Source organism: Streptomyces violascens (genome assembly GCF_014649955.1).
Lineage (GTDB): Bacteria > Actinomycetota > Actinomycetes > Streptomycetales > Streptomycetaceae > Streptomyces > Streptomyces violascens.
The window spans coordinates 12,510-33,578 of sequence record NZ_BMUA01000032.1 but is presented as its reverse complement, the minus strand read 5'-3'; the positions used below and the strand labels follow the sequence as shown (position 1 = coordinate 33,578).

At 67.6% G+C, this 21,069-nt stretch carries 23 protein-coding genes; 10 read left to right on the top strand and 13 right to left on the bottom strand.

Annotated features, from left to right (window positions below):
* The 3 genes from IE206_RS36435 to IE206_RS36425 all read left to right on the top strand — a co-directional run bounded on the left by IE206_RS36435 (position 1) and on the right by IE206_RS36425 (position 5,407).
* On the top strand, positions 1 to 396 hold the full coding sequence (locus IE206_RS36435) for an AMIN-like domain-containing (lipo)protein (protein ID WP_189969981.1): 396 nt from the start codon (positions 1 to 3) through the stop codon (positions 394 to 396).
* A 175-nt stretch (positions 397 to 571) separates the two neighbouring features.
* Positions 572 to 4,492, top strand: coding sequence for an SGNH/GDSL hydrolase family protein (locus IE206_RS36430; RefSeq protein ID WP_229853323.1), 3,921 nt, complete (start codon positions 572 to 574; stop codon positions 4,490 to 4,492).
* Positions 4,493 to 4,810: 318 nt separating this feature from the next.
* Positions 4,811 to 5,407: a hypothetical protein gene (locus IE206_RS36425; RefSeq protein WP_189969977.1), complete on the top strand. Its 597-nt coding sequence runs from the start codon at positions 4,811 to 4,813 to the stop codon at positions 5,405 to 5,407.
* Positions 5,408 to 5,552: 145 nt separating this feature from the next.
* Here the strand turns inward: IE206_RS36425 and IE206_RS36420 are convergent, their stop codons facing one another.
* Positions 5,553 to 6,782: an IS256 family transposase gene (locus IE206_RS36420; RefSeq protein WP_189969975.1), complete on the bottom strand. Its 1,230-nt coding sequence runs from the start codon at positions 6,780 to 6,782 to the stop codon at positions 5,553 to 5,555.
* 157 nt (positions 6,783 to 6,939) lie between these two features.
* Between IE206_RS36420 and IE206_RS36415 the strand changes: the two genes are divergently transcribed.
* Positions 6,940 to 7,272 carry a hypothetical protein gene (locus IE206_RS36415; protein WP_189969973.1) on the top strand — a complete coding sequence of 111 codons (333 nt, stop codon included), beginning with the start codon at positions 6,940 to 6,942 and terminating at the stop codon, positions 7,270 to 7,272.
* Here the strand turns inward: IE206_RS36415 and IE206_RS42840 are convergent.
* The 5 genes from IE206_RS42840 to IE206_RS36395 form a co-directional block, all read right to left on the bottom strand.
* Positions 7,236 to 7,511, bottom strand: coding sequence for a DUF6381 family protein (locus IE206_RS42840; RefSeq protein WP_229853339.1), 276 nt, complete (start codon positions 7,509 to 7,511; stop codon positions 7,236 to 7,238). The two genes, IE206_RS36415 and IE206_RS42840, sit on opposite strands and share 37 nt — an antisense overlap.
* 35 nt (positions 7,512 to 7,546) lie before the next feature.
* Positions 7,547 to 7,747 carry a CsbD family protein gene (locus IE206_RS36410; RefSeq protein WP_189969971.1) on the bottom strand — a complete coding sequence of 67 codons (201 nt, stop codon included), beginning with the start codon at positions 7,745 to 7,747 and terminating at the stop codon, positions 7,547 to 7,549.
* Between the two features lie 292 nt (positions 7,748 to 8,039).
* Positions 8,040 to 8,195 (bottom strand): hypothetical protein, encoded by a 156-nt coding sequence (locus tag IE206_RS36405; protein WP_189969969.1) that lies wholly within the window; start codon positions 8,193 to 8,195, stop codon positions 8,040 to 8,042.
* Between the two features lie 95 nt (positions 8,196 to 8,290).
* Complete coding sequence (locus IE206_RS36400; RefSeq protein WP_189969967.1) at positions 8,291 to 9,793, bottom strand: carboxylesterase/lipase family protein; 1,503 nt, start codon at positions 9,791 to 9,793, stop codon at positions 8,291 to 8,293.
* 294 nt (positions 9,794 to 10,087) lie between these two features.
* Positions 10,088 to 10,720, bottom strand: coding sequence for a TetR/AcrR family transcriptional regulator (locus IE206_RS36395; protein WP_189969965.1), 633 nt, complete (start codon positions 10,718 to 10,720; stop codon positions 10,088 to 10,090).
* Between the two features lie 271 nt (positions 10,721 to 10,991).
* On the opposite strand from IE206_RS36395, the gene IE206_RS36390 reads away from it, so the two are divergent.
* The 4 genes from IE206_RS36390 to IE206_RS36375 all read left to right on the top strand — a co-directional run bounded on the left by IE206_RS36390 (position 10,992) and on the right by IE206_RS36375 (position 13,673).
* Positions 10,992 to 11,558, top strand: a complete 567-nt coding sequence (locus IE206_RS36390) for a hypothetical protein (protein ID WP_189969963.1) — start codon at positions 10,992 to 10,994, stop codon at positions 11,556 to 11,558.
* Between the two features lie 166 nt (positions 11,559 to 11,724).
* On the top strand, positions 11,725 to 12,381 hold the full coding sequence (locus tag IE206_RS36385) for a CatB-related O-acetyltransferase (RefSeq protein WP_189969961.1): 657 nt from the start codon (positions 11,725 to 11,727) through the stop codon (positions 12,379 to 12,381).
* A complete protein-coding gene (locus IE206_RS36380) occupies positions 12,374 to 13,279 on the top strand; it encodes a Vgb family protein (RefSeq protein ID WP_189969959.1) in 906 nt (301 codons plus the stop codon). The genes IE206_RS36385 and IE206_RS36380 overlap by 8 nt, the downstream gene beginning before the upstream one ends.
* A gap of 13 nt (positions 13,280 to 13,292) precedes the next feature.
* Positions 13,293 to 13,673 carry a hypothetical protein gene (locus tag IE206_RS36375; protein ID WP_229853322.1) on the top strand — a complete coding sequence of 127 codons (381 nt, stop codon included), beginning with the start codon at positions 13,293 to 13,295 and terminating at the stop codon, positions 13,671 to 13,673.
* Positions 13,674 to 13,805: 132 nt separating this feature from the next.
* On the opposite strand, the gene IE206_RS36370 is transcribed toward IE206_RS36375, so the two are convergent.
* From IE206_RS36370 to IE206_RS36350, 5 genes are all read right to left on the bottom strand, one after another.
* On the bottom strand, positions 13,806 to 14,969 hold the full coding sequence (locus IE206_RS36370) for a pentapeptide repeat-containing protein (RefSeq protein WP_373301042.1): 1,164 nt from the start codon (positions 14,967 to 14,969) through the stop codon (positions 13,806 to 13,808).
* 223 nt (positions 14,970 to 15,192) lie between these two features.
* Positions 15,193 to 15,486 (bottom strand): SH3 domain-containing protein, encoded by a 294-nt coding sequence (locus IE206_RS36365; protein ID WP_189969958.1) that lies wholly within the window; start codon positions 15,484 to 15,486, stop codon positions 15,193 to 15,195.
* 178 nt (positions 15,487 to 15,664) lie between these two features.
* Entirely contained in the window at positions 15,665 to 15,889 is a 225-nt protein-coding gene (locus tag IE206_RS36360) for a hypothetical protein (protein ID WP_189969956.1), read from the bottom strand.
* Between the two features lie 135 nt (positions 15,890 to 16,024).
* Positions 16,025 to 16,327 carry a hypothetical protein gene (locus tag IE206_RS36355; RefSeq protein WP_189969954.1) on the bottom strand — a complete coding sequence of 101 codons (303 nt, stop codon included), beginning with the start codon at positions 16,325 to 16,327 and terminating at the stop codon, positions 16,025 to 16,027.
* A gap of 334 nt (positions 16,328 to 16,661) precedes the next feature.
* Positions 16,662 to 17,042, bottom strand: a complete 381-nt coding sequence (locus tag IE206_RS36350) for a phosphotriesterase family protein (RefSeq protein WP_189969952.1) — start codon at positions 17,040 to 17,042, stop codon at positions 16,662 to 16,664.
* A gap of 586 nt (positions 17,043 to 17,628) precedes the next feature.
* On the opposite strand from IE206_RS36350, the gene IE206_RS42835 reads away from it, so the two are divergent.
* On the top strand, positions 17,629 to 17,763 hold the full coding sequence (locus IE206_RS42835) for a Fe-Mn family superoxide dismutase (RefSeq protein ID WP_373301041.1): 135 nt from the start codon (positions 17,629 to 17,631) through the stop codon (positions 17,761 to 17,763).
* A 226-nt stretch (positions 17,764 to 17,989) separates the two neighbouring features.
* Here IE206_RS42835 and IE206_RS36340 read toward each other — a convergent pair whose 3' ends face one another.
* Together IE206_RS36340 and IE206_RS36335 are read right to left on the bottom strand one after the other, a co-directional pair.
* Positions 17,990 to 18,469 (bottom strand): suppressor of fused domain protein, encoded by a 480-nt coding sequence (locus IE206_RS36340; protein WP_229853337.1) that lies wholly within the window; start codon positions 18,467 to 18,469, stop codon positions 17,990 to 17,992.
* A gap of 554 nt (positions 18,470 to 19,023) precedes the next feature.
* Positions 19,024 to 19,500: an HIT family protein gene (locus tag IE206_RS36335; RefSeq protein ID WP_189969947.1), complete on the bottom strand. Its 477-nt coding sequence runs from the start codon at positions 19,498 to 19,500 to the stop codon at positions 19,024 to 19,026.
* 652 nt (positions 19,501 to 20,152) lie between these two features.
* Here IE206_RS36335 and IE206_RS36330 point away from each other — a divergent pair.
* Positions 20,153 to 20,995, top strand: coding sequence for a tetratricopeptide repeat protein (locus IE206_RS36330; protein ID WP_189969945.1), 843 nt, complete (start codon positions 20,153 to 20,155; stop codon positions 20,993 to 20,995).
* Positions 20,996 to 21,069 lie beyond the last annotated feature (74 nt).

Below are 21,069 nucleotides of genomic sequence, written 5' to 3'. Positions count from 1 at the left end.
GTGTGCATTCTGGATGCCCGGACCGGGGGTCACCCGGACTATGACCGCCTGGTCTTCGACCTCACCGACAACGTCCCGCCCGCCGCTGTGCAAGCCCAGCTCTCGGCCGACGGGTCCTACACTCCGGGAGCTTCTGGCGAGACACGGCACCTAACCATCACTGGCAAGTCCTACTTGCTCCTCGATGTCTACCCCGCTCAGGCCCGGTCCAGCGGCCCCGACGCCTACACCACACCCACCGTGCAGCCGGTCTCGCTGCCCTCACTCAAGGGCGTGCAGATGACTGGCGACTACGAGGGCCACATCGGATTCGGCCTCTCCCTGGGCGACTACACCCGGTACCAGGTCTCCACCCTCACCGCGCCGAACCGCATCGTCGTCGACGTCTACCACTAGCCCGCCGGGACCACCACCCGCCGCCGGCACCACAACTCCCGCCCGCCTCGTGCCCCTGCGCACGGGCGGGCGGGCCTCGCCGTGCCTGCAAGGGCACGGGACACCATCCCTCGAGACACGAGGAAACGATCACATGAGACTCAGAAAGAGAACCCGCGGGCCGTTAGCCGCTGTTGTGACGGTCGCTGCGCTGACCGGCGGCCTGCTCCAGGCTGCCCCTGCTATCGCCGCACCGAAACCCAGCCCGGCCGCCAGCCCCGCCCCGCCGCCGGCGTCTCCGGGCCGGGTCGAGGATCCCGCCAAGAAGCTCGGTCCGGACTGGAAGTCCAGCCCCGACCGTGCGGTGACCGCCGCCGCCGATGCGGACGGTCTGCACCTCCTGGTCGCCGACAGCAGCCAGGCATACGCGTGGAAGACAGCTGCGAAGCTGTCGGAGCCGGAAATGCCGGCGGACTCGTGGATCGGCAACCAGTGCCTGATGGACCACGACCACGCCGCCGTCGTCTATGCGCCGCGTAGCTTCACGAACAAGCCGGACCTGATGCAAGGCGGCGGCTTCACCGCCATCGTCAACCTGGCGACAGGGCATGTGACGAAGCTGCCGTTCACGGCATCACTGGCCTACTTCGACCCGTCCTGCAACACGGCAACCCGCACGGCTGCGTTTACCGCCTACCGGGACATGAACGACCCCGCGAGCACTCGCACGCGCGTCATGACGGTGGACACCGCCGGGAAGACCACGGGCACGGCTGCGGCGAAGGGCGAGGTCACCAGCGCGGTTCCGGTGAAGGACGGCACCGTCGCAGCGCTCGGCAGCCGCCTGGTCCACCTCGACCCCTCCGGCACGGTGAAGAACCTTGCGGACGCGGACAGTGCCCCGTTCGACATCCGCCCCGCCGCTGACGGCAAGGTCGCCTTCGTCGACCGCAAGGACGCCTCCACGGTGACCGCCAAGGTGTTCACCGGCACCGGCAAGCCGGCCGCCATCGCCTCCGGCAAGCTCGGCGATCTCGGCCTGATGCAGGGCGAGGCGGGCCAGATCTTCCTCACCGGCCACCCCGCCACCGCGCCCGCCACGGTGGGAACCGGCATCACTCGCACCAACGCCCCGGCGAACACCGACGTGTCCTCACACGGCCGCCTGGCCGTCGACCCGGTCCTCACCCCCGGCGTGCGCGCGGGCCTGACGCACATCAAGGACGCAGGCAAGAGCTTCGACAAGGCTGAAGAATCCGCCTCGCAAGCTGCGGCCTCCGCCGACGGCAATGATGCGGTGACGGTGACCAGCACCGCCACCAGCACCGGGACCAAGTTCACCCAGAGCGTGCAGCAGCAAGCTGCGGACGGCTCGGGGACCATTCCCTCTCCGGCCCTCGGAAGAACCAGAGACACCGCCCAGCGCACCGCGGCCGCCGGGGCATCCACCGACCCGACCGACCCGGACCGCTGGTGTGCGGTCTCCCGCAATGACATCAGCGCGCAAGCCTTGCAGCCGACCTCGAACCAGGTCGAGTGGGGGGTCGACATGGCGGTGCGCGGCCAGCTGCGCTCCAAATGGCTCAAGCAGGGCGGCTACCGCGACCAGGCCGGTCTCGGAACCATCGACCCTCAGGGCCTGTTCCCGCCGCCGACCCTGACGGGCGGCGGCAAGATCCCGGCCAATGTGCTGCTCGGCATCATGGCGCAGGAGTCGAACCTGTGGCAGGCCGAGTCCGGGGCGATCCCTGGCCAGATGGGCAGCCCGCTCGCGGCGGTGGACGGCTACTACGGGCACAAGGCCAACCCCAACAACCCGGCCGCCTACTGGCAGATCAACTGGGACAAGTCCGACTGCGGCTATGGCGTCGGCCAGGTCACCGACGGTATGCGCATGGCCGGTCACGAGAAGCCCGGTGAGACGAGCCTGTCCCCGGCCCTCCAGAAGCTCATCGCGGTCGACTATGCGACGAACATCGCCGCGTCCATGAAGATCCTCGCCGACAAGTGGAACGAGGTCCACAAGGACGGGCAGAAGGTCACCGTCAACAACGATGATCCGTCCATGGTGGAGAACTGGTTCACCGCCGTGTGGAACTACAACCTCGGCTTCAACCCGCCCACCGACGCGTCCAACCACGCCGGGCACTGGGGACTGGGCTGGTACAACAACCCGGCCAACCCGATCTACGAGAAGAGCTGGGGCCACCCGTTCATGGACACCGACGTGGACGGGCCGAACGCGAACAAGGACGCCGCCCACCCGCAGTGGTGGCCCTACCAGGAGAAGGTGATGGGGTGGGCCGCCTGGTCCATCGACACCGGGTACTCCTACTCCACCTCCGGCCGCCAGGACCGGCCCGGCCAATCCGGGTTCTCCACGGCCGGATTCCGGCCCGCCTGGTGGACCACCACCATGGACCGCAGCCACGTCTCACCGGTACTGGAAACCTTCTGCAATAGCAACAACAACTGCGACAAGGCCACACCACCGAAGTGCCCCGACGCGGAATGCTACGCGCAGTACTGGTGGAACCAGCCCAACGCAACATGGAAGAAGGACTGCGCCACCAGCTGCGGCCACGAAGCCATCAAGTACCAGACTCTGATCCCGGAGCCGGGACGCGGTAGCTTCCTCAAAGACGGCACACCCATATGCTCCGGCGCACCGCTGGACTCCCTGGTCGTCACCTCCGTCCCCAACGGCACGGAAACATGGGGCGAATGCGAAAAGACCACCTCGCAGGGAAGTTTCCAGTTCGGGTTCACACCGGACAGCAGCGGCCATTATCAGGCAAAGGCAGACCTCCACCAGGTAGGCGGCGGCTACGGCGGCCACTACTGGTACACCCACACCCGGGACCGCGACCACTTCGGCGGCGAGGGCGGGCCCATGACCATCGACGGCACCTGGACCCTTGGCCAGAACCTGAACTGGGCCAGCGTATGGGTGCACTTGCCCGACACCGGCGCCCAGACCCGCCAGGCCGCCTACACCGTCGGCGGAACAGACAGCACCAGCACGAGACGGGTGGTACCCCAGCGTGCGGGCTCCTGGTTCAGCCTCGGCGCATTCCATTTCACCGGCACCCCGAAGGTGTCGCTGTCGAACGTGACAGCGGACGGCACGGCCGACGAGGATGTCGCCTGGGGCGCGGTCGCCTTCCGGCCGCTCTCCGGCAAGCCGGCCAACTCCATCGTGGCCATGGGAGACTCCTACTCCTCGGGCGAAGGCGCGAGTGCGACAGGCGGCAAGGACTTCTCCCCGGAGAGCGACCACCCCGGCGATCGGCCCGACAAATGCCACCGCTCCGCGTACGCGTGGTCGCGGCAGGCGACGCTTCCGGGCGCTTCGAAGTCGGTCGGTGACATGGTCGACGCCCGTGACCCGCAGATGGACTACCACTTCGTCGCCTGCTCGGGGGCCCGCACGTACGACATGCTGCTGCCCGGCACGGACGGTGGCCAATACGGTGAGGTGTCGCAGTTCGACGCAGGCTACCTCGACCAGAACACCACCCTGGTCACCCTGTCGGTCGGCGGCAACGACGCACGCTTCACCGACGTGTTCAAGAAGTGTGTGTACGAGGTCATCCTGGACCTCTGCCAGAACGCGTCGATGGACAACGAGGACCCGACCACAGGTAAACCCCTTCCGGGGGATACCGGGCCGCTAAAGGACTGGGCTCCCAAGTGGCTGCACGACTCCGTACGCCCCCAGATCGTCAAGACACTCAACGCCATTCACGATCGGGCGAAGAACGCGAAGATCATCCTCATGGGCTATCCCCGGCTACTGTCCGGAGGCGGACAGTGCATCCCGGGCATCGGCACAGAGGAGGCACCATGGCTCAACTCACTCGCGGACATGCTGAATGAGGAGATGAACGGAGCCGCACTCGACTCCACGACCGAGACCGGCGCCTACACGCTCTTCGCGGATCCGCGGTCCGAATTCGACGGCAAGGCCGTGTGCGGTGACCCAGAAACAGTCAACGGCATCGTCCTGACCGGCCACGCCCAGGCCGACAACTCACCAGTCGGCATGGCATCGTTCCACCCGAAGATCTCCGGCGCACGCCTCTACGCGAACGTACTGGAGCGCCGCCTGCAGTAGAAGGCCGTTCCAGGACACGACCCATTCTGCCCGGACTTCATCCGGCCTACGGTGGGGCCTGAGTACGCATACTCAGGCCCCACCCGCTGTGCTTCGGGACCATAGGCTGCATCACGTCAGATCGAAGGAGACACCGGTATGTCTGCGACTTGGAAGCCTCGCCAGGCCCGGAGGGCCGCGGCTGCCACATGGGCTGTCGCCGCTGTCGTGGGCATCGTCTCGTGTTCTTCCGGAGACAGAGCACTCAGCTACGAAGACTTACGAAAGCCCGCGGGCAGCCCGCAGGCCGTGCAAGCCAGGCAGAAGGCGGAGAAGCGCATGGCCGATGCCGTCGATGCCTACGGCAAGAAGATGTCCCTCACCCCCGCCCTGGTCACTGTCAACGACTCTTGCGGGAGCGGTGCCGGGGGGCTGTGGCCCTCGGGCGACGACACATACAAGATGCGCTGCTCACTGGAGGTCACCGGCTACTTCGGCGCCGCACCAGACCGGATCGGTGACGTGCTGGAGTCGATTCTGGCCGCAGGAGACCGGGACAAAGCCTCGCACCCCACCGGCGGAGCTGGTGTCGTCTCCAGTCAAAGCGACTTCGCCTCCAAGCTGGTCGCCTACTACAAGGGAAAGGGGCCCAACCCCCTGGGGCCGAATGCACAAGAGCCCACACAACTCCTCGACAGTGAGGAGACTCTGGAGTGGGACACGGTCCGAAGTCCACAGCGCCCGGTTCTGGTCCACGAACCGTCCCCGTGCATCCAGCCCGACCCGCCGATTCGACGGTGTACCCGCCAGCCGGATTCGAAGACCGTAGCCGACATCCGCCACCAGTACGGAATGGTGTTCACCTTGCGCCAGCCCGGCACAACATACTTCGAGGTCCTCAAGGACGGCACGACCAACCTAAACGGCGGACGCTGATCCCAGGCGACAAACGCGAGCCAGCACCTCACAGCCGTTTAGAGGTCGTTTTCATCGATGAGGTGTGTTTGATCCCATCATGTCTCGGTGTCGGTAGGGGCTTTTGAGGTGTGAGCGCGCCGACAGCACTCGTGGGACTCGATGGTCATGTCCCCTGTAGTGGTGTAGCGGCGGCGGGTTGATCTTCTGGCTGGGGGTAGATCGAGTCCATGCCGCCCTTGGGGAGGTAGCTGCGGGGGAAGGCGATCCATTCGTCGTGCATCTCGATGAGGACGGCGGTGGTGAGGCGTTCGAGGGCGTCAGGGTTGGGGAAGATCTGGACGACGTCGACGCGGCGCTTGATCTCGCGGTTGACCCGTTCCAGGGGGTTTGTGGACTGGATCTTCTTCCAATGTCGCTCGGGGAAGTCCGCGAACGCGGTCAGGTCGGTCTTGGCTTCCAGGAGCATGTCCCTGACCTTGGGGAACTGTCGTCCGAGCATGTCGGCGACGGTGTCGAGCTGGGCCCGGACGGCCTCGGCGGTGGGCTGGGCGAAGATCGTGCGGATCGTCGCGGCCACCATCTCCGAGGAGTCTTTCGGGATCACCGAGAAGACGTTACGCAGGAAATGAACGCGACATCGCTGGTAGGCGGCGCCGAGCATGACCTTGCGGACGGCCACGACCAGGCCCAGGTGGTGGTCGCCGATGACCAGGCGGACCCCGGTGAGGCCGCGGGCCCGCAGCGAGCGCAGGAACTCGCTCCAGAACACCTCGGTTTCGCTATCGCCGACCATCAGCCCGAGGACTTCGCGGCCACCGTCCTCGGTGATGCCGGTGGCGATGACCACGGCCTGGGAGACGATCTGGTGCTCGACCCTGGCCTTGCAGTAGGTGGCGTCGAGGTAGATGTAGGGGAAGCGGGTGTGGTCCAGGGGACGGGTGCGGAAGACGGTCAGCTCCGCGTCAAGGTCGCCGCAGATCCGGGAGACCTCGGACTTGGAGATCCCGGTGTCCCCGCCCAACGCTTTGACCAGGTCGTCCACGCTGCGGGTAGACACGCCATGCACGTATGCCTCCATGATGACGGCGTAGAGGGCCTGGTCGATGCGCCGCCGGCGCTCCAGCAGGGACGGGAAGAACGACCCGGTGCGGACCTTGGGGATCGCCAGGTCCAGGTCCCCGGCCTGCGTGGTCAGCAGCCGCTCGCGGTGCCCATTGCGCCAGGTCGTGCGGCTCTCGGTGTGCTCGCCGGGCTCCGCACCGATGTGGGCAGTGGCCTCGGCCTCGATGAGTTCCTGCAGGATCCGCTGGGCCAGGACCCTGATCAACTCGATTCCGTCCGCCGTACGCAGTGCCTCCGTGAGGCGGAGTAAGTCATGCTGGGACAAGGCCATCGCGTCACCTCTCAACGAGCGTCACTACTCGGAGAGTTACGCGGTGGCCGCCCCATGGCCAGAGGCTACGCGGAGATCGCCACTACACCACCCGGCGGGACACCATCATGAGACGCGGGCCGCGGCCATCCTCCTGACGAATCACCGGCCGGAATGTGTGGCCCTGCTGTCGCTCTTCGCCGTGATCGACAGCGTGTCTCTGCCCGACATCGGCAACGGCTACTTCATCCACCCGCCCTCCACCGTGACTGCGCACCTGGACGAGTACGGCGCGGTTCCCCTCGAGAATGGCGATCATGGAATCGTCTTCGGGAGCGACGGCGGCGGCAATCTCTTCGTTCTCGCGGCCAACGGCACGGTCCACAAGTCCAGGACTGCAACCTGGAACGACGAGTTCTATGCCGTGGCCGCCGGTCTGCGCGACTTCCTTGAGCAACTTCGCGATGTCATAGATCAGTTCGCCGCCACGGGCCACCCCGGGGCTCTCTGAACTTCACGCGCCACCTGTCCACACGCGTCCTTCGTGGGTTCACGGAACTGCGGCCAGAGCCAAAATCGCGGATCCCCATCAGCCCTGCGCCGTGCCTGCTCGCTCTCTTCCTGGACCCGGCGGGCCGTGTCCAGCAGGCGCTGTCGCTGGTCCGGGTCCGTGGCCTGCCGGGCCGCCGCCCTCCACTCCCCCGCCCTGACCCACAAAACGCGGGCACGGGCGCGGTACTCATCTCCCACGTTCACACGCACTCCTGGACCGGTGACAGGGGGGATCAACTGCCGTGCTTGCCCTTGACCCGCTCCGTCACCGCTTCCTTCGTACGGCGGGCGGCCTCCTTCGCCCGGGCCTGGCCCTGCTCGGCCTTCCCCTTCGCCCGCAGATCGTCCTTCCCCGTCACCCTGCCCGCGCCCTCCTTGGCCTTGCCAACCGCTTCCTGCGCCTTGTTCTGCATCTTCTTGCCCGTCGTGCCCATGCTCGTACTCCCGTATCAGTGAACCGGCGCACCGGACGCGCGCCTCCACCGACAGCCTCCGTCCTCCAGGACAAGACAGCACCCCGGGTACGGCCAAGCGCACGCAACCGCCACAACCGCCGACCACGGCCCCCAACAAGGAGCCCAGGCCCGATATGTGCGGCTGATCCCGTGACACCGGTACGGCCCCCGCCGTCGTACCCGCCTGCCGACAGCTCCACCGGCTGCCCCCAACCGCGCCTGGCAGGGTGGACCTGATCCGCGGACCCTCGCTTTGCGGGTTGCCCAGCCGTCAGACGACGGCCTCTTCCACATCGGCGGAGGCAACGGACACGGCGAGCACGAAGTGCCGACAGGCCACCAGGCACTTCTCCACCGCCATACTCGGATCCACGTCGCCCTGCGCCTCGCGCAGCATCAAAAGCCCGGACAGCATCGCCGTGAACATCGCCTCGCCCCACGGGGACGTCGGTCTGTATGACGGGGGTCATGACTGCGCCTGACCAGGTGGAAGACCTCCCGGGCAGCGTAGCGTTGGAGGGTTCAGGGTCGAAGAGGCGAGAAGTCTGCGTGGCGCCACAGAGCACGGGCCGCGGCGTTTGTCGCCCCGGCAGGGGTGTCTGCAGTGTCCCAGACGTGGGGGCTGGTCGTCGGGCCGTTGAGGGAGGACCAACCGGGGTCACCAGTGAGGGCGAAGCCGGCCCATGCTCCCATCATGCGCTGGGACAGCTCATGATCTGCGGCATTGGGGGGACCTCCAATGAGGAACTCGACGCTTTTGAGGGTGAGGTTGCCGAAGGCAAAGGGGATGTCAGCGCAGTGCCAGGCGCGTACCACTCCCTCGATGCCCCTGCGGTGGCGGGCGAAGCGGGAGGTGAACGCTCGGCCACCGGCTTGAGCGTGGCGCTCTGCCAGCCGGTTGGTGTACTCGCTGAACAGCAGGTCGCCGAAGATCGCAAGATAGATGTCGAGGACGGGGGCAACGGGCATCAGTTTCCGGTAGCCCGGCACCAGGCCATCGGGGAGGCGGAAGTCGTTGGAAAATTGGGCTAGTTGTTCGTCGGTGGTGACTTTCGGGCTGCTGCCGACGGCGTCCATCAGCCAGTACTCCTGAGCGGTATGGGACACCAGGAGGTCCACCGCCGCTGAGGCTCCGTCCGCCGTCGCGGCGAGGGGGTCGCTGGGCAGGATGTCGCCGTCGATGACCGGGCCGTAGATCACCGGGTTGTAGTGGCGGGGCCCGGAACCCGGGTCTTGCCGGTAGCCATCGACGACACGGTCGGCGGCGGCGACCAGTGCCTGCGGGGTCGCGGACGTCAGGTGCGTGGAGGTGGCGGGGATGCCGGCCGCCGCAGCGACTCTCCGGGTGGTCTCAGCTGCGAGTTCCATCGAGTAGCAGGGGCCGACGACGCTGTGGGCGATGACCCTGTGGAACAGTCCGCGGGCCCGGTCCATCGTCATCAGGCAGGCGGCCGAGGCCGCCCCGGAGGACTGCCCCGCTACCGTGACATTGGCCGGGTCGCCACCGAAGGCGGCGATGTTCTGCCGCACCCACCGCAACGCGGCGATTTGGTCGAGCAAGCCCCGGTTCTCCGGGTACGGGGGCCCGGACCCGGGCGGAATGTGACCGAAGCCTTCAAACCCGAGCCGGTAGTTGAAGGTCACCACCACCAGCCCGGCACCGGCCAGGGCGGTGCCGTCGAAGTCGGGCTGCGCGGAAGAGCCGAAGGTGTAGGCACCACCATGGATCCAGACCAGGACCGGTATTGGGTCAGTGCCGGATGCCGGCGCCCAGACGTTGAGGGTGAGGATGTCCTCGTCGCCGGGCGACCAGGACGGCGCCCCCGGAAGCCGCGCCGACTGCGGGGCCACCGGGCCGAAAGTCCGGCACTCACGGACGCCCTCCCATGCCCGAACCGGACGCGGCTCTCTGAAGCGGTTGGCCCCAAAGGGCGCGGCAGCGTAGGGAATACCGAGGAACGCCACGATATCGGGGGCCGGCCGATGGCCCCGAACCAAACCGTCTTTCGTTGTACAGACATCCACGAGCTTCCTCCACCCCACGGGACGTAGCCGCCTGCCCTGAGCGACATCGACTTGAGCATTCCGTCGAAAACAGCTCCCAGCCTGCCAGGGCGGCGGAGTCCAGCATCAGCACGGGAGTCTGACCGATGGACGCATTTGCGATGTCAATCAGCGGCGGGCTGAAGCTCTCTGGATTCCGCGTCGTGGTGGTGAGCTCGTCCGCTCAGCCGATGCAACATATCTCACCGCGGCACACGATCAGGGGCAGAGCCACCCGCCGCGCCCCTTCGCTCACTGTCGCCGGCATGCGCATGGTTACCGTGCGGAGTTTGAGCGCGTGTCCGCTCCGGTCGGTGCGGAGCCGGTGATCCAGCCGTGCAGCGTCGTGTCCAGGAGGGCGTCGACGTAGGCGGGGTCGGTGGGTTTGCGGACGAGCAGCAGTGAGTAGTAGAGCGCCCCGTACATCAGGTCGATGAGGATGTGCGGGTCCCGGCTGGGGTCGAGTTGTCCTTGGGCCTGGGCCGCGCGCAGACGATCGGCGGCGGCTTGCTCCAGGGGGCTGATGAAGCGGTCGAAGACGGCCTGGGCAAGCTCGGGGTGGTGCTGGGCTTCGCCGATCAGCGCGGTGTAGTGGGGCCAGAGCTCCGGGCCGCCGATGCTGGCGATGGCGGCGTTCATCTGGCTGCGGAGGTCGGCCACGATGTCGCCGGTGTCCGGGAAGGGTGCCGCGTCGACGGTCTGTTCCAGGAAGGCGTCCAGCAGCAGGGCGCCTTTGGAGGGCCACCAGCGGTAGATGGTCGCCTTGCTCGCGCCCGCCCGGGTGGCGATGGCGTCCATGGTGACCTTCGGGTACCCGACCTCCTTGCAGAGCTGTAGGGCTGCCGCCGTGATCGCCCGGGCGGATCGTTCGCTGCGGCGGGACGGGGCGGGTGGGCGGAGCGGAGTCACCCACCGATACTACCGCGTCGAAACGAAACGAGTCGTTTTGACAGCGGGCGTGCGAGGGCTGCATGATCCACATCGCGCCGAAACGAAACGGGTCGTTTTGGATGGTGGAGGCCCCGCGGGGGAACTGCGGGTGCCGGCGTTCCTCTCCGATGAGGCGTGTGGCCAGCGCGGCAAAGGACCGGTTTCCAGGACGCGTTCGGCCTCCCGACCGGTGTCGGAGCGGCCGAAGCCGCAGGACCCGGACGTTGTTGACCGTAGGGGGAGAACCACCATGAATTACGTCGTCACGTTCCTGCCATGGATCGTTTATGCGGTCCTGCCGTCCGAACGGTGGCAGTGGGCCGCGTTGGCCGGCCTGGTCGTGGCAGTCGGCGTCATCGTGAGACAGCGATCTGCCGGGTTTGGCCCGGACGCGCTGATCATCGAATCCGGGTCGGCCGCGTTCTTCGCCGTGCTCGCCGCAGTGGCCTTCGCCGACCCCGGCTCGGCCGTGCACCCGTACTCGGCCGCGTTGTCCTCAGGGGTCCTCGCCCTGATCGCGGGAGTCTCGCTGGTGATCGGCAAGCCGTTCACCCTCGGCATCGCCAAGCAGTCCACCCCGCGGGAGGTCTGGGGCCGGCCGCTGTTCGTGCGGACCAACACCGTCATCACCAGCGTCTGGACCCTCGCGTTCGCGGTGACCGCTTCCGTTCTGGCGCTCCTCGCACACGCGGACCAAGGCCACTCGACCACCGCTACCGCGGTCCAGATCGCCGGCTTCGTCGTCCCGATGGTGTTCACCAAGCGCTACGTCGCCACCATCCAGACCCGGCCTGCCCAGCCGCACGGCGAGCGCTGACACCCGGCCGCCGACGGCGGCAGGCGCAATGCGCATATGCCGCCAGGATCCCCGGCGGAACGCCGCCGACCGGCCGGGGCGCCGTCTCACCGGCGCTCAGAAGAGCCACACCCCATCAGCCACACCCGGTCCTCCCGGACCGCCTCACCTTCCTAGGGACGCCCCCATGACCGCGCACATCCCCGACCCCGCGACCCTGCACCCGCTCCCCGGACACGACCGGGTGGTCCTGCTCCGCCCGCTGGTCAGCGACCCGCGGATCGAGGTCGGCGCGTACACGTACTACGACGACCCGGACGGTGCCACCGAGTTCGAGCGCCGCAATGTGCTGTACGGCTACGGCCCGGAGCGGCTCGTGATCGGCAAGTACTGCGCGATCGCCGCGGGCACCCGGTTCCTGATGGCCGGCGCGGCGCACCCGACGATGGGCGTGTCCACCTTCCCGTTCACTATGTTCGGCGGCGCCTGGGCGGAGCGGACCCTCGACCTGGTCACCGATATGCCCAGCCGCGGCGACACCGTGATCGGCAACGACGTCTGGATCGGCTACCAGGCGCTGATCATGCCCGGCGTGCGGATCGGTGACGGAGCCATCGTCGCGGCCGGCTCGGTGGTCACGGCCGACGTCGAGCCGTACACGGTGGTCGGCGGCAACCCCGCCCGGCCGATCCGCCGCCGTTATGAGGACGCCGAGGTGGAGAGTCTGATGCGAGCCTCGTGGTGGGACTGGCCGGTGGAGCAGGTCACGGAGCACGTCCGGACCATCATGGCGGGCACGCCCGCCGAGATCGAGCAGATCGCCCGGAGGATCTCGCATGTCTGACGTGCCCGTCACCCTCACTCGGACCGCCGTCGGCGACGACGGCTGCGGCCCGTACGCCATCACCGTCGGTCCCGACGACGCGCTCTGGTGCACCCTGGTCCACGCGGGGCAGGTCGCCCGCCTCACCCCCGGCGGCCGGCTTGACCGCTTCCCGCTCGACTCCGCGTCCTGTGGCCCGTCGGTCATCACCCCCGGGCCGGACGGGGCACTGTGGTTCACCCGCTGCCAGGACGGCCGGATCGGGCGGATCACCGTGGACGGCCGGGCCACCTCCTTCCCGGTCCCGCGGACGGGCAGCGGTCCGTTCGGGATCGTGGCCGGCCCCGACGGGGCGCTCTGGTTCACGCAGCTTCACGGCGACCGGATCGGGCGGATCACCGTGGACGGCCAGGTGACGGAGTTCCCGTTGCCGGTGAGCGGAGCGTTCCCGTCCGCCCTCACCGTCGGCCCGGACAGCGCGCTCTGGTTCACCCTCAACCAGGCGGACGCCGTGGGCCGCATGAGCCTGGACGGAGAGGTCACGATCCACCCGCTGCCGACGCGGCAGGCCGCGCCGGTCGGCATCACCTGCGGTACGGACGGTGCGCTCTGGTTCGTCGAAATCGGCGCCGGGCAGATCGGGCGCATGGGCCCCGACGGGCATACCGACGAGTTCGCGCTGCCGGATCGCGGAAGCCGGCCGCACGCGATCGCCGCGGATCCGGTGCGGGGCGGCTGCTGGTTCACCGAGTGGGGGGCCGGGCGCGTCGGGTTCATCACGCCGGCCGGAAAGATCTCGGAGTACGACCTGCAGGATCCCGGCTCCGAGCCCCACGGCCTCGCGGTGGGACCCGACGGCGCTGTTCACATCGCTCTGGAGACAGGGGCGATCCTCCGCCTGGAGCCGCATCCGGGGTGAGGACGAAGACCGGTTGAGGGCGGGTCAGGCGATCGAGGCTCCGCCGGAGGCGGCGCAGTACGCGGACCGCGCCGCCGTGCGGAAGGAGCAGGACCTCGGGCCACTGTGGCCGCCCCTGATCACCGTCAAGGAGTCGAAGCTGACGGCCTGCCCCTCCTACCAGATCATGGTGGGCAGCACGCCGATCCAGGTGCCCGTCCAGAGGCTGTCCGCTCCCCAACTCGGCGATGAGCAGTGGAGCCAGCTGATGACCTTCACCGCCAACGGGCGCAGCACCCTGATGAAGCAGACGGTCATCCGCACGGGCACGATCGTCGTGGACATCTCGGGATCGCCGGGCCTGGTGGATACCCAGGTGGCCAAGGCGCTCGAGAAGGCACAGACCGGCCGCTAACGACCTTGGGAGCGATATCACTCCCAGACCTGTCTGACGGCGTGGGCCCCTGCGTGATCAGGACGCCGCTGAGGAGGAGTGACGCCTGTCAGGCGGATCGCGGTCGCCGCAGTCTTGACCGGCGCGTCTTGGTCAGGGAGTGGAGCGCAGCGGCGGTGCCTGCCGGGTCATCCCGGGTGGCTGGAGTAGGGGTGAGGGCTCGGGGCCGGGGTCATCGGTTTCGACGACTCCGGCGGCCGTGTGGTCGAAGTCGGCGGGCCAGCGGGTGTGCTCGCTGGCCAGGGCGCCGGTCAGGCGTGCTTCGGCAAGGTTGGCGGTGCTGAGGTTGGTGCCGCGCAAGTCGGCCATGCGGAGGTCGGCGCGGTGGAAGACCGCGCCGTGGGCGTTGGCCTTACGCAGGTTTGCCTCGCGCAGGTCGGTCTCGGTGAAGTCGGCGTCACGCAAGTCGGTTTCGACCAGCTTCGCGGCTCGTAGGTCGGCCAGAATGCAGCGAGTCCGGCGGAGGATCGCCGTCGTGAGGTCGGCGTGCCGCAGGTTGACCGAGACCAGGGACGCCTGGGTCAGATTGGCGTGGTAGAGGCCCGCCGCCTCCATGCAAGCGCGGTCGAAGTTGACCTCGGGGAACCACAGTCCGTCGCAGTCGGCCCTGCGCAAGTCGGTGATGCTGAGATTGACCCAGGACTGCTCCCGGTGCTGGCACAGCACGCCGAGCGCGGTCAGCGCCACCTGGGCGTCGGCGGCGCGGGTCTCCAAGGGTGCGATGTCGTTGATGGGCACGTCTGCCGCCGGTGATTCCGGCCCGGCGGGTGGCCAGGGCAGGTGTGTACGCAGATACGCGGCCTGGATGGAGATGATGGCCTCCCGGTCGCGGGCGGACTGCTCCGCGATCCGCCACAGCGCGTGCAACCCGCCGATGCGCACATCCAGCTTGTCGCTGCCGAGCTGGTCGACGGCCCGGCTGAATCGGTCGGTGACGTAGCCCTCCTGGGTGGCGCGCAAGCCGTCCTGACTCACCCGCAGTTGCCGCCAGGTGGCGTACGCGCCGAAGAGCACGACCAGGCCGCCGACCACCTGCAGAAGCGTCGTACGGACATCGTTCACCGCTTTCAGCCGATCCTGCGCGGCGACGCTCGCCCCGGCGAGATCGTGGTCGACCACCACCCCCGGCAGCACGACGAACACCGTGCCCAGAATGACCAGCCCCGCCGCCCCGGCCAGGAGAGCTACGGCTACACGATGCCTGCCCAACCCATCGTGCCCTGCCCGCCGCCCACGATCCGGCTCCCCCATCTCCATGGGCATGAGAGCCTAGGCACCGCTCAGCAGATGATCAAGAGTGTTGCGCCACTGGCCCGAGACACGAGAGCGGACTTACGAGTTGAGCGAGTTGTTACGCAAGCCTGGGCCCGTGCGGCCTGTTCCCATCCTGCGCGACCGATCCGAGCGACGGCCGCAGTTGATCAGATGTGGCTGTCCGGTTGGTGATCAGTGATGCGATGTGAGACGGGGTATCCCGTGCCTACCCCGCACTCTCCCCATCGGCGGGCGCGCCCTCAGTAGCATCGTCCTTGCAGAACTTGACGGGGCCGGTGTTGTCGACGTAGCGGGCTGCCACCCAGCCCTCCCGGTCGCTCAGCAGGTACCAGATGTCATTGCCGTTGATATCCTGGGCGCGAACCTTGCATCGCAGGCCGACCTGGACCCCGGCAGACAGTGTGCCGATGACAGAGGAGTCGGTACTGGGGTACTTGCGCACGCTCACCCCATTGGTGCTGACCACAGTGCCGTACGGTTCGCGAGGTGCCGAAGCCATCTGTCCCCTCCGTGAATACAGAAAACGGCCGTGGCCGAGAGAAAGCTCCCTCCCCGGCCAGCGGCAGACCAGCCTGCCGCGTGGAGAATCATGCCGGGCCCAGCATCCGCGCGAGGCGTGATCAAGTGAACCTGGCTCAAAAGGACGAAGGCGGGCGCGACTAGTCGGAAAGCCCCCCTCAGCGCGCGAAGGCAAACAGAGCCGTGAGTCCGACCATCAACCCGGCGTACGCCAGAACAATGAGCAGGGCACAGAGCAGCAGCCACCCGGTCACGATGGCGATCAAGGCCAGGCCACGGTCGTGGCCGCCCAGTCGCTTACCCCGCATGCGGCCAAGATGACCGGCAGGGATGGCAATGATGCCAAACACGAACATGAAAAACGTGTAGATCCCGCCGTACATACATCAGCCAGAACATCGGCGTCGCGGAGATCGCAATGATCTCGCTGACACCCAAGTACGCTGACCAGGCGGCAACCCGCGCGGGAACGTGGCGTACTACGGCAGCCGGTTCGGCTGTCTGCTGTGCGGTGCTGGTCACGACGTATCTCCCCCGTCTCGTCCGGTCACCTTACGGTCCAACGGACAATCGACTTCGGCCGCGTACCACCCGGTGATCCGCGGGTCGCGCCCCACGGCCACGAGAGCCCAACCCTTTTCGATCCTCTCCTCGGTCACACGCCGGGCCGCCCAAACCGCCTGGACGATCTGCTTCTTGTCGGCCCGACTGAACTCGTCGACTTCGACGCACTGCCCCCTGCTCACGCCGAGCGCACCCTTCACCCAGCCATGCAGTCCGGCCACCGGGCGGTCCGGGTGGGCGATACGACGGGCGATCAACTGCCGAAGCCGGCCGGCGAGCCAGGCCGGGCTCGGCGAACCTGCCTGGTAGGCGGTCGGCAGCTGAAGGGGGCGACAGTGAACGGGACGTGGTGACTCACACAGGGCGACACCCGGATCGGCGAGCTACGGCAGTACGCAATTGATCAGCCAACGTTTCTCTGCCACTTCATCCCGAGGCCCGGATGGGAAGGGGTCCGTGCGCTGTTCGAACGCTGGGCGGATCTGCACGGCCCGGACCCTGACGGCTCTCGAACAGCGCAGGCCATCAAGCCCATCATGGACCTCGGACTAACGTTGGTCGCCGAAGACGAAGGCAGGCCCATGGCGCTCTTCAAAGAGTGCATCGTCCGTATCGACGGCGACACTGCCCGCGTGCGCTGCTGACCTCAACGAAGCCTCCGCCCATAAAGCACAAGCTCAGCTCCTGGACCACCAGTGGCACTTCATACAGGTGCTGTGTCTTGTCCCGGGTGATCCGCCCAAGGTCGAGGAAGAGATGCTCATGCATCAGCGTCATCCCCAGCATGCCGGGCTCTACCGGTCCCAGGACCGTCATCACATCGTCCGCCGCAGGCACTGCAGGCATCTCTCCGGGGCCCTTCTTGATGTTGGCACCGGTAACGCTTGGTAAGCCAGCCATGTCGCTCCTCTGAGAGATGGACACCATGCGCACCACGGAAGCAGTCGCCAGCACAGCCTCCCCTGCCAGCATGCGCCTCCCACCCGAGGCCGACGGTGGGCGTCCCCTGAGTGCTCTCGGCTTCCCCGCCGACCTCACCTGCGTCGACATCGGCGCGACCGCCATCGCAGAGCCCCGGTAGGCCAGTTCGCCGACGGGTCCAACCGGAGCCGGAGCTGAGCGAGGAAGCCACCGTGTCCGACGGGACGGATGGCACAGACACAGCGCAACCGAGCCAACCGAAACACCGCTACGTGCAACTGTCCTTCCTCCGGCCAGCAGGGCAGCGCGCGGCGTTCATCGCCGGTCTTGCAACCTCAGTACCCGTCCGCCTCACGGGCGGCCGGGAACTACCCACACGGATCACAACGCGTCGAACAAGCCCTGCACCTAGGGAAGTTGTCGGCCACCATCACGGATCGCACTGCTGCGCCCCACGGGGACATGCCATGCTGCACCCGCCCCGGGGGCAAGCGAGCGGCCCTATGCCGGCGTGACGGAACACCGCACCCCGGGGCCCCCGCGCCACACGGCAGGCCGTGCCTGTGTACGGCCCGGTGACCCCGGTACGATGGCGGTGTTCCCCGCTCGCTGTGTCCCGCGCTGGTCATGTCTCGCTTTGGCCAGATCGCGCCGCAAGCCGGCGGCGGTCACCACCTTCAGTTCCGGCTGGGCCTGGCTGGTCAAGAAGGCGGACGGCTCCCTGGACGTCATCTCCACCTCCAACACGCACCCCACTGACCACTGCCGATAAGCCGCTCCTGGCCCTCGACGACAGCGTGTGGAGCCGTTCGGCGTCCTCGGTGATGCCGCGCTTGCGGCCCGCGTTCGTCATCATCAGCCGCAGCTTCCACGTGGGCAGTTGAGCCGCGAGCGCGGGAGTGGGAGCCGCTCCGATGCCACTGAGGTCATCGGGGGACGGTGGTGGAGTGCCTTGGGGGCCCGGAGCGCGACTTCAAGGCCCTCCGCTTGTCTCCGACTCACAGGTCGAGCTGGGGACGGGCGGGGTCGAGGAGGTCGGGGTCCTGGCGGGCGAGTGCGTCTTCGAATGCCTGCCAGCCCTTGTCGCGGATGAAGGCTGTCTCCTGATCCGTGATGGGGATGAGCCAGACGATGACGACATCGCTGCCGTTCTCGATCGTGACCGAGAAGAAGTCGTCGTCGAAGTAGACGGGCAGTCCTGCATAGAGGGACGTCATGGTTCCGCCTGGCAGCGGAGTGGGAAGCGGGACCACGTCACCGCGCAGGATCGCCTGACCGCTCGCCAGCAGCTGCCCAGCGAGGTATTCGAGCACGTCGGGGAAATGTCCATAGCCAGTGGTGCGGCGGGTGTTCTCACAGGCCAGCAGCTCCAAGTGAAAGTGACGGTCCAAAGTGGGATGCTGCAACGGCGTCCGGAAACGGCCGATGGTCGCGAACGCCTGGCAGCCGGAGAGTCGCCCGTTGCGGAAGCACGCCACCTCAGGACGCCCCTGCACGGCGTCTGCGGGCGGGGACCAGGCACCTATCGTCTTCCCCAGCCTGCTCTCAAAGTGGTCGATGAGCTCCGGCACCAGGCTCTCCCGTCTAACCCCCGAGCGCGTCAGGCTCGGCGATGATCCATGATCCCCTCGACATTAACGATGGCGACGAGCCCGGAGCGAGGGGGGTCGGAACAGGAGCTGCCTCCGCCAGCCCTTACAGATCACCAGGCCCCGGCGAGCTTTGGTCACCGGGCCCTGCCGTGGATGCTGGTCGCTCCCCACTCATCCCCACACCGTTGAACCCCGAACGAACTGAGGCGGGCAGCGTCCCTGGCCATCTTCGAGGCTCTGGCCGCAGTTCCGTGAATCCCCAGGTCAGCGGTCAGAACGCGGGATCGTTTCGGCAACGACTTCCTGCCGTAGCGAGCAAGACGGTAGAGGATGTGCTGTTTCCCGGGATCGATGTGCGGGTGGAGGGCGTGAGCGACTCCGACAGACCAGACCGCCACTGCCCCTATTCACTGGGAGGAACTGGCCACCTGAGCCCCAGCTCAGGAGGAGGTCAGCAGATCCAGTTCCTCACCGATGGTCTTCCGCAACGCAGCATGCTGAGCAGACAAGGCATGACGCTCGTCCTGCCAGTGCTCGCGGGAATAGAGCCAGACCGGCATGTGGACCAGCTCCGCCGACTCCCACTCGAACCGCGGCCATACATGCGCGTGCAGGAACCCGTCGGTGTTGCCGAGGATCTCCAAGTTCACCCTGCGGAAGGCCGGGTCGAGCTGCCGACAGGCACGCTCGACTGCCTCACCGAGCGCGTCCATGTCCGACAAGAAGGACAGTCTCTTCGCCTTCGGCAGGTCGGAGAGCCGCTGCACCTGCGGATCGTCCGCGAGCAGCACCGAGTAGCCCGGTAGGAACTGAACATCGCCGATAGCCGCAAAGCCGGCCCGCAAACGACGCAGCACCGTGGGGTTCTCACCGCGCAGGGCACTTCCGATCCGGTCCAACCGCCAGTCATCCGTCATGGGAGAAAATCGTAACGACGCGGAACGTCAGCAACTCGGCTCCAGCACACCTGTGTTGAGGACAGATCGCGCGCCGCCGTCTGGGGGCGCACCGCTTCCTTTGGCCTGGGCCGCTCACGCCATCGACGCTACCTGTCGGCCGTTGCCCAGCCCGGCGCCAGCCTCAGCACGGCCGTCACGACAGACACCGCCCCAGGCTGGGCCTGAGTCGCACAGCCGGCAGAAGGGGGCGGGTGACGAGGCGCAGCGGGAGACCCGGGCGGACGGGGCAACGGGGGTAGCGGCGGGCGGAGTACCGACCAAGGTCAAGACGCCCGCCGCTGACACCACCCCAGGAAATCCCAGCCGTTCTGCAGCAATCCCACTCTCTGCAACACCCCAAGCCACAACGCCAAAACCAGCGAGAAACCCAGAACACAGCAGCCCAGAACCCCGAGCCAACCCGTCCCAAAACCTGCAGCACCACAGGTCACAGACCCGCCGACAAAGCCACCCACTCAACCCCACCGGGACGACACACTCATGGACAAAGCCACGCCCCATTGCGGCCGACAGCCACGAGCACGGCTTACTGACCGGCAGATAAGGATGATTGGGACATGGCAGCACCCCGACGATCAACGATGAGCCGCTCCACGTAGCCTCCCGGTCTGTGAAGTCCCTACGAACCCTCCTGACCCGCACCAGACCGGCGACGGCCACGGGCGGAGTCGACCAGGCCTCAGCGCTGGTGCTGCGCGGTATCAAAGAGCTTCTGCGTGCGGGCTGTGCCGAGGAGGCCGAGGCCCGGGCGCGTACATTTCAAGGTGCCGCGCGGCGCGCCCCGGGACGGGGCGACCTGACGAACGTGACCGCCTCATTGCTGGCCGCACGCGCCGTCCTCGCGCAAGGACGCGCCGCGCAGGCCCTGTCCGAGTTGGATGGCTTGCTGGCCGAGCCGGCCGAACCGCCGAGCATGCGTCACTACGTGACATCGCTCGCGGTCCGGGTGAACCGCGCGCAGGCGCTCTGCCACCTGGAGCGGCCCGGCGAAGCCGAGACCGAGTGCCGGGACGTCCTGAACGCCCTGGCCCGCATCACCCAGCACTCCGTGAAGGTGGAACTGGCCGCGCTCCACTGTCTGGTGCACGCCCTCAACGGCCAAGGCCGCCACCCGGAGGCCGAAACCGTTGCCCGCGGTGCCCTGCCCCGTGCCGAGGGAGATGCCGTCATGGCCCTGAGCTGCAGCCTGGTCCGCAGCCTCAACGGCCAGGGCCGCCACGAGGAGGCGCTCACCGAGGCCCGTAAGCCGGTACCGCAATACGGCCGCGGCGGCGCCGGAGCCATCGGCCTCGGCGCCGCCACCGCCCTGCACGGCCTGGGCCGCCGTAGCGAGGCTGAAGCAGAGGCTCGCCAGGCACTGGCGGACTGTGAACAATTCCTGCCCCCGGGACACCACCGAGCCCAGCAAACCCGCGAACTGCTGGCCCGCATCACCTCCGACAGCCCCACCTGATGCGGTCAGCTCAGTCCCATGTCCCAGCAGCCATGAGCCGACACTCCTCACGTCATCAGAACCGCCAGCATGGC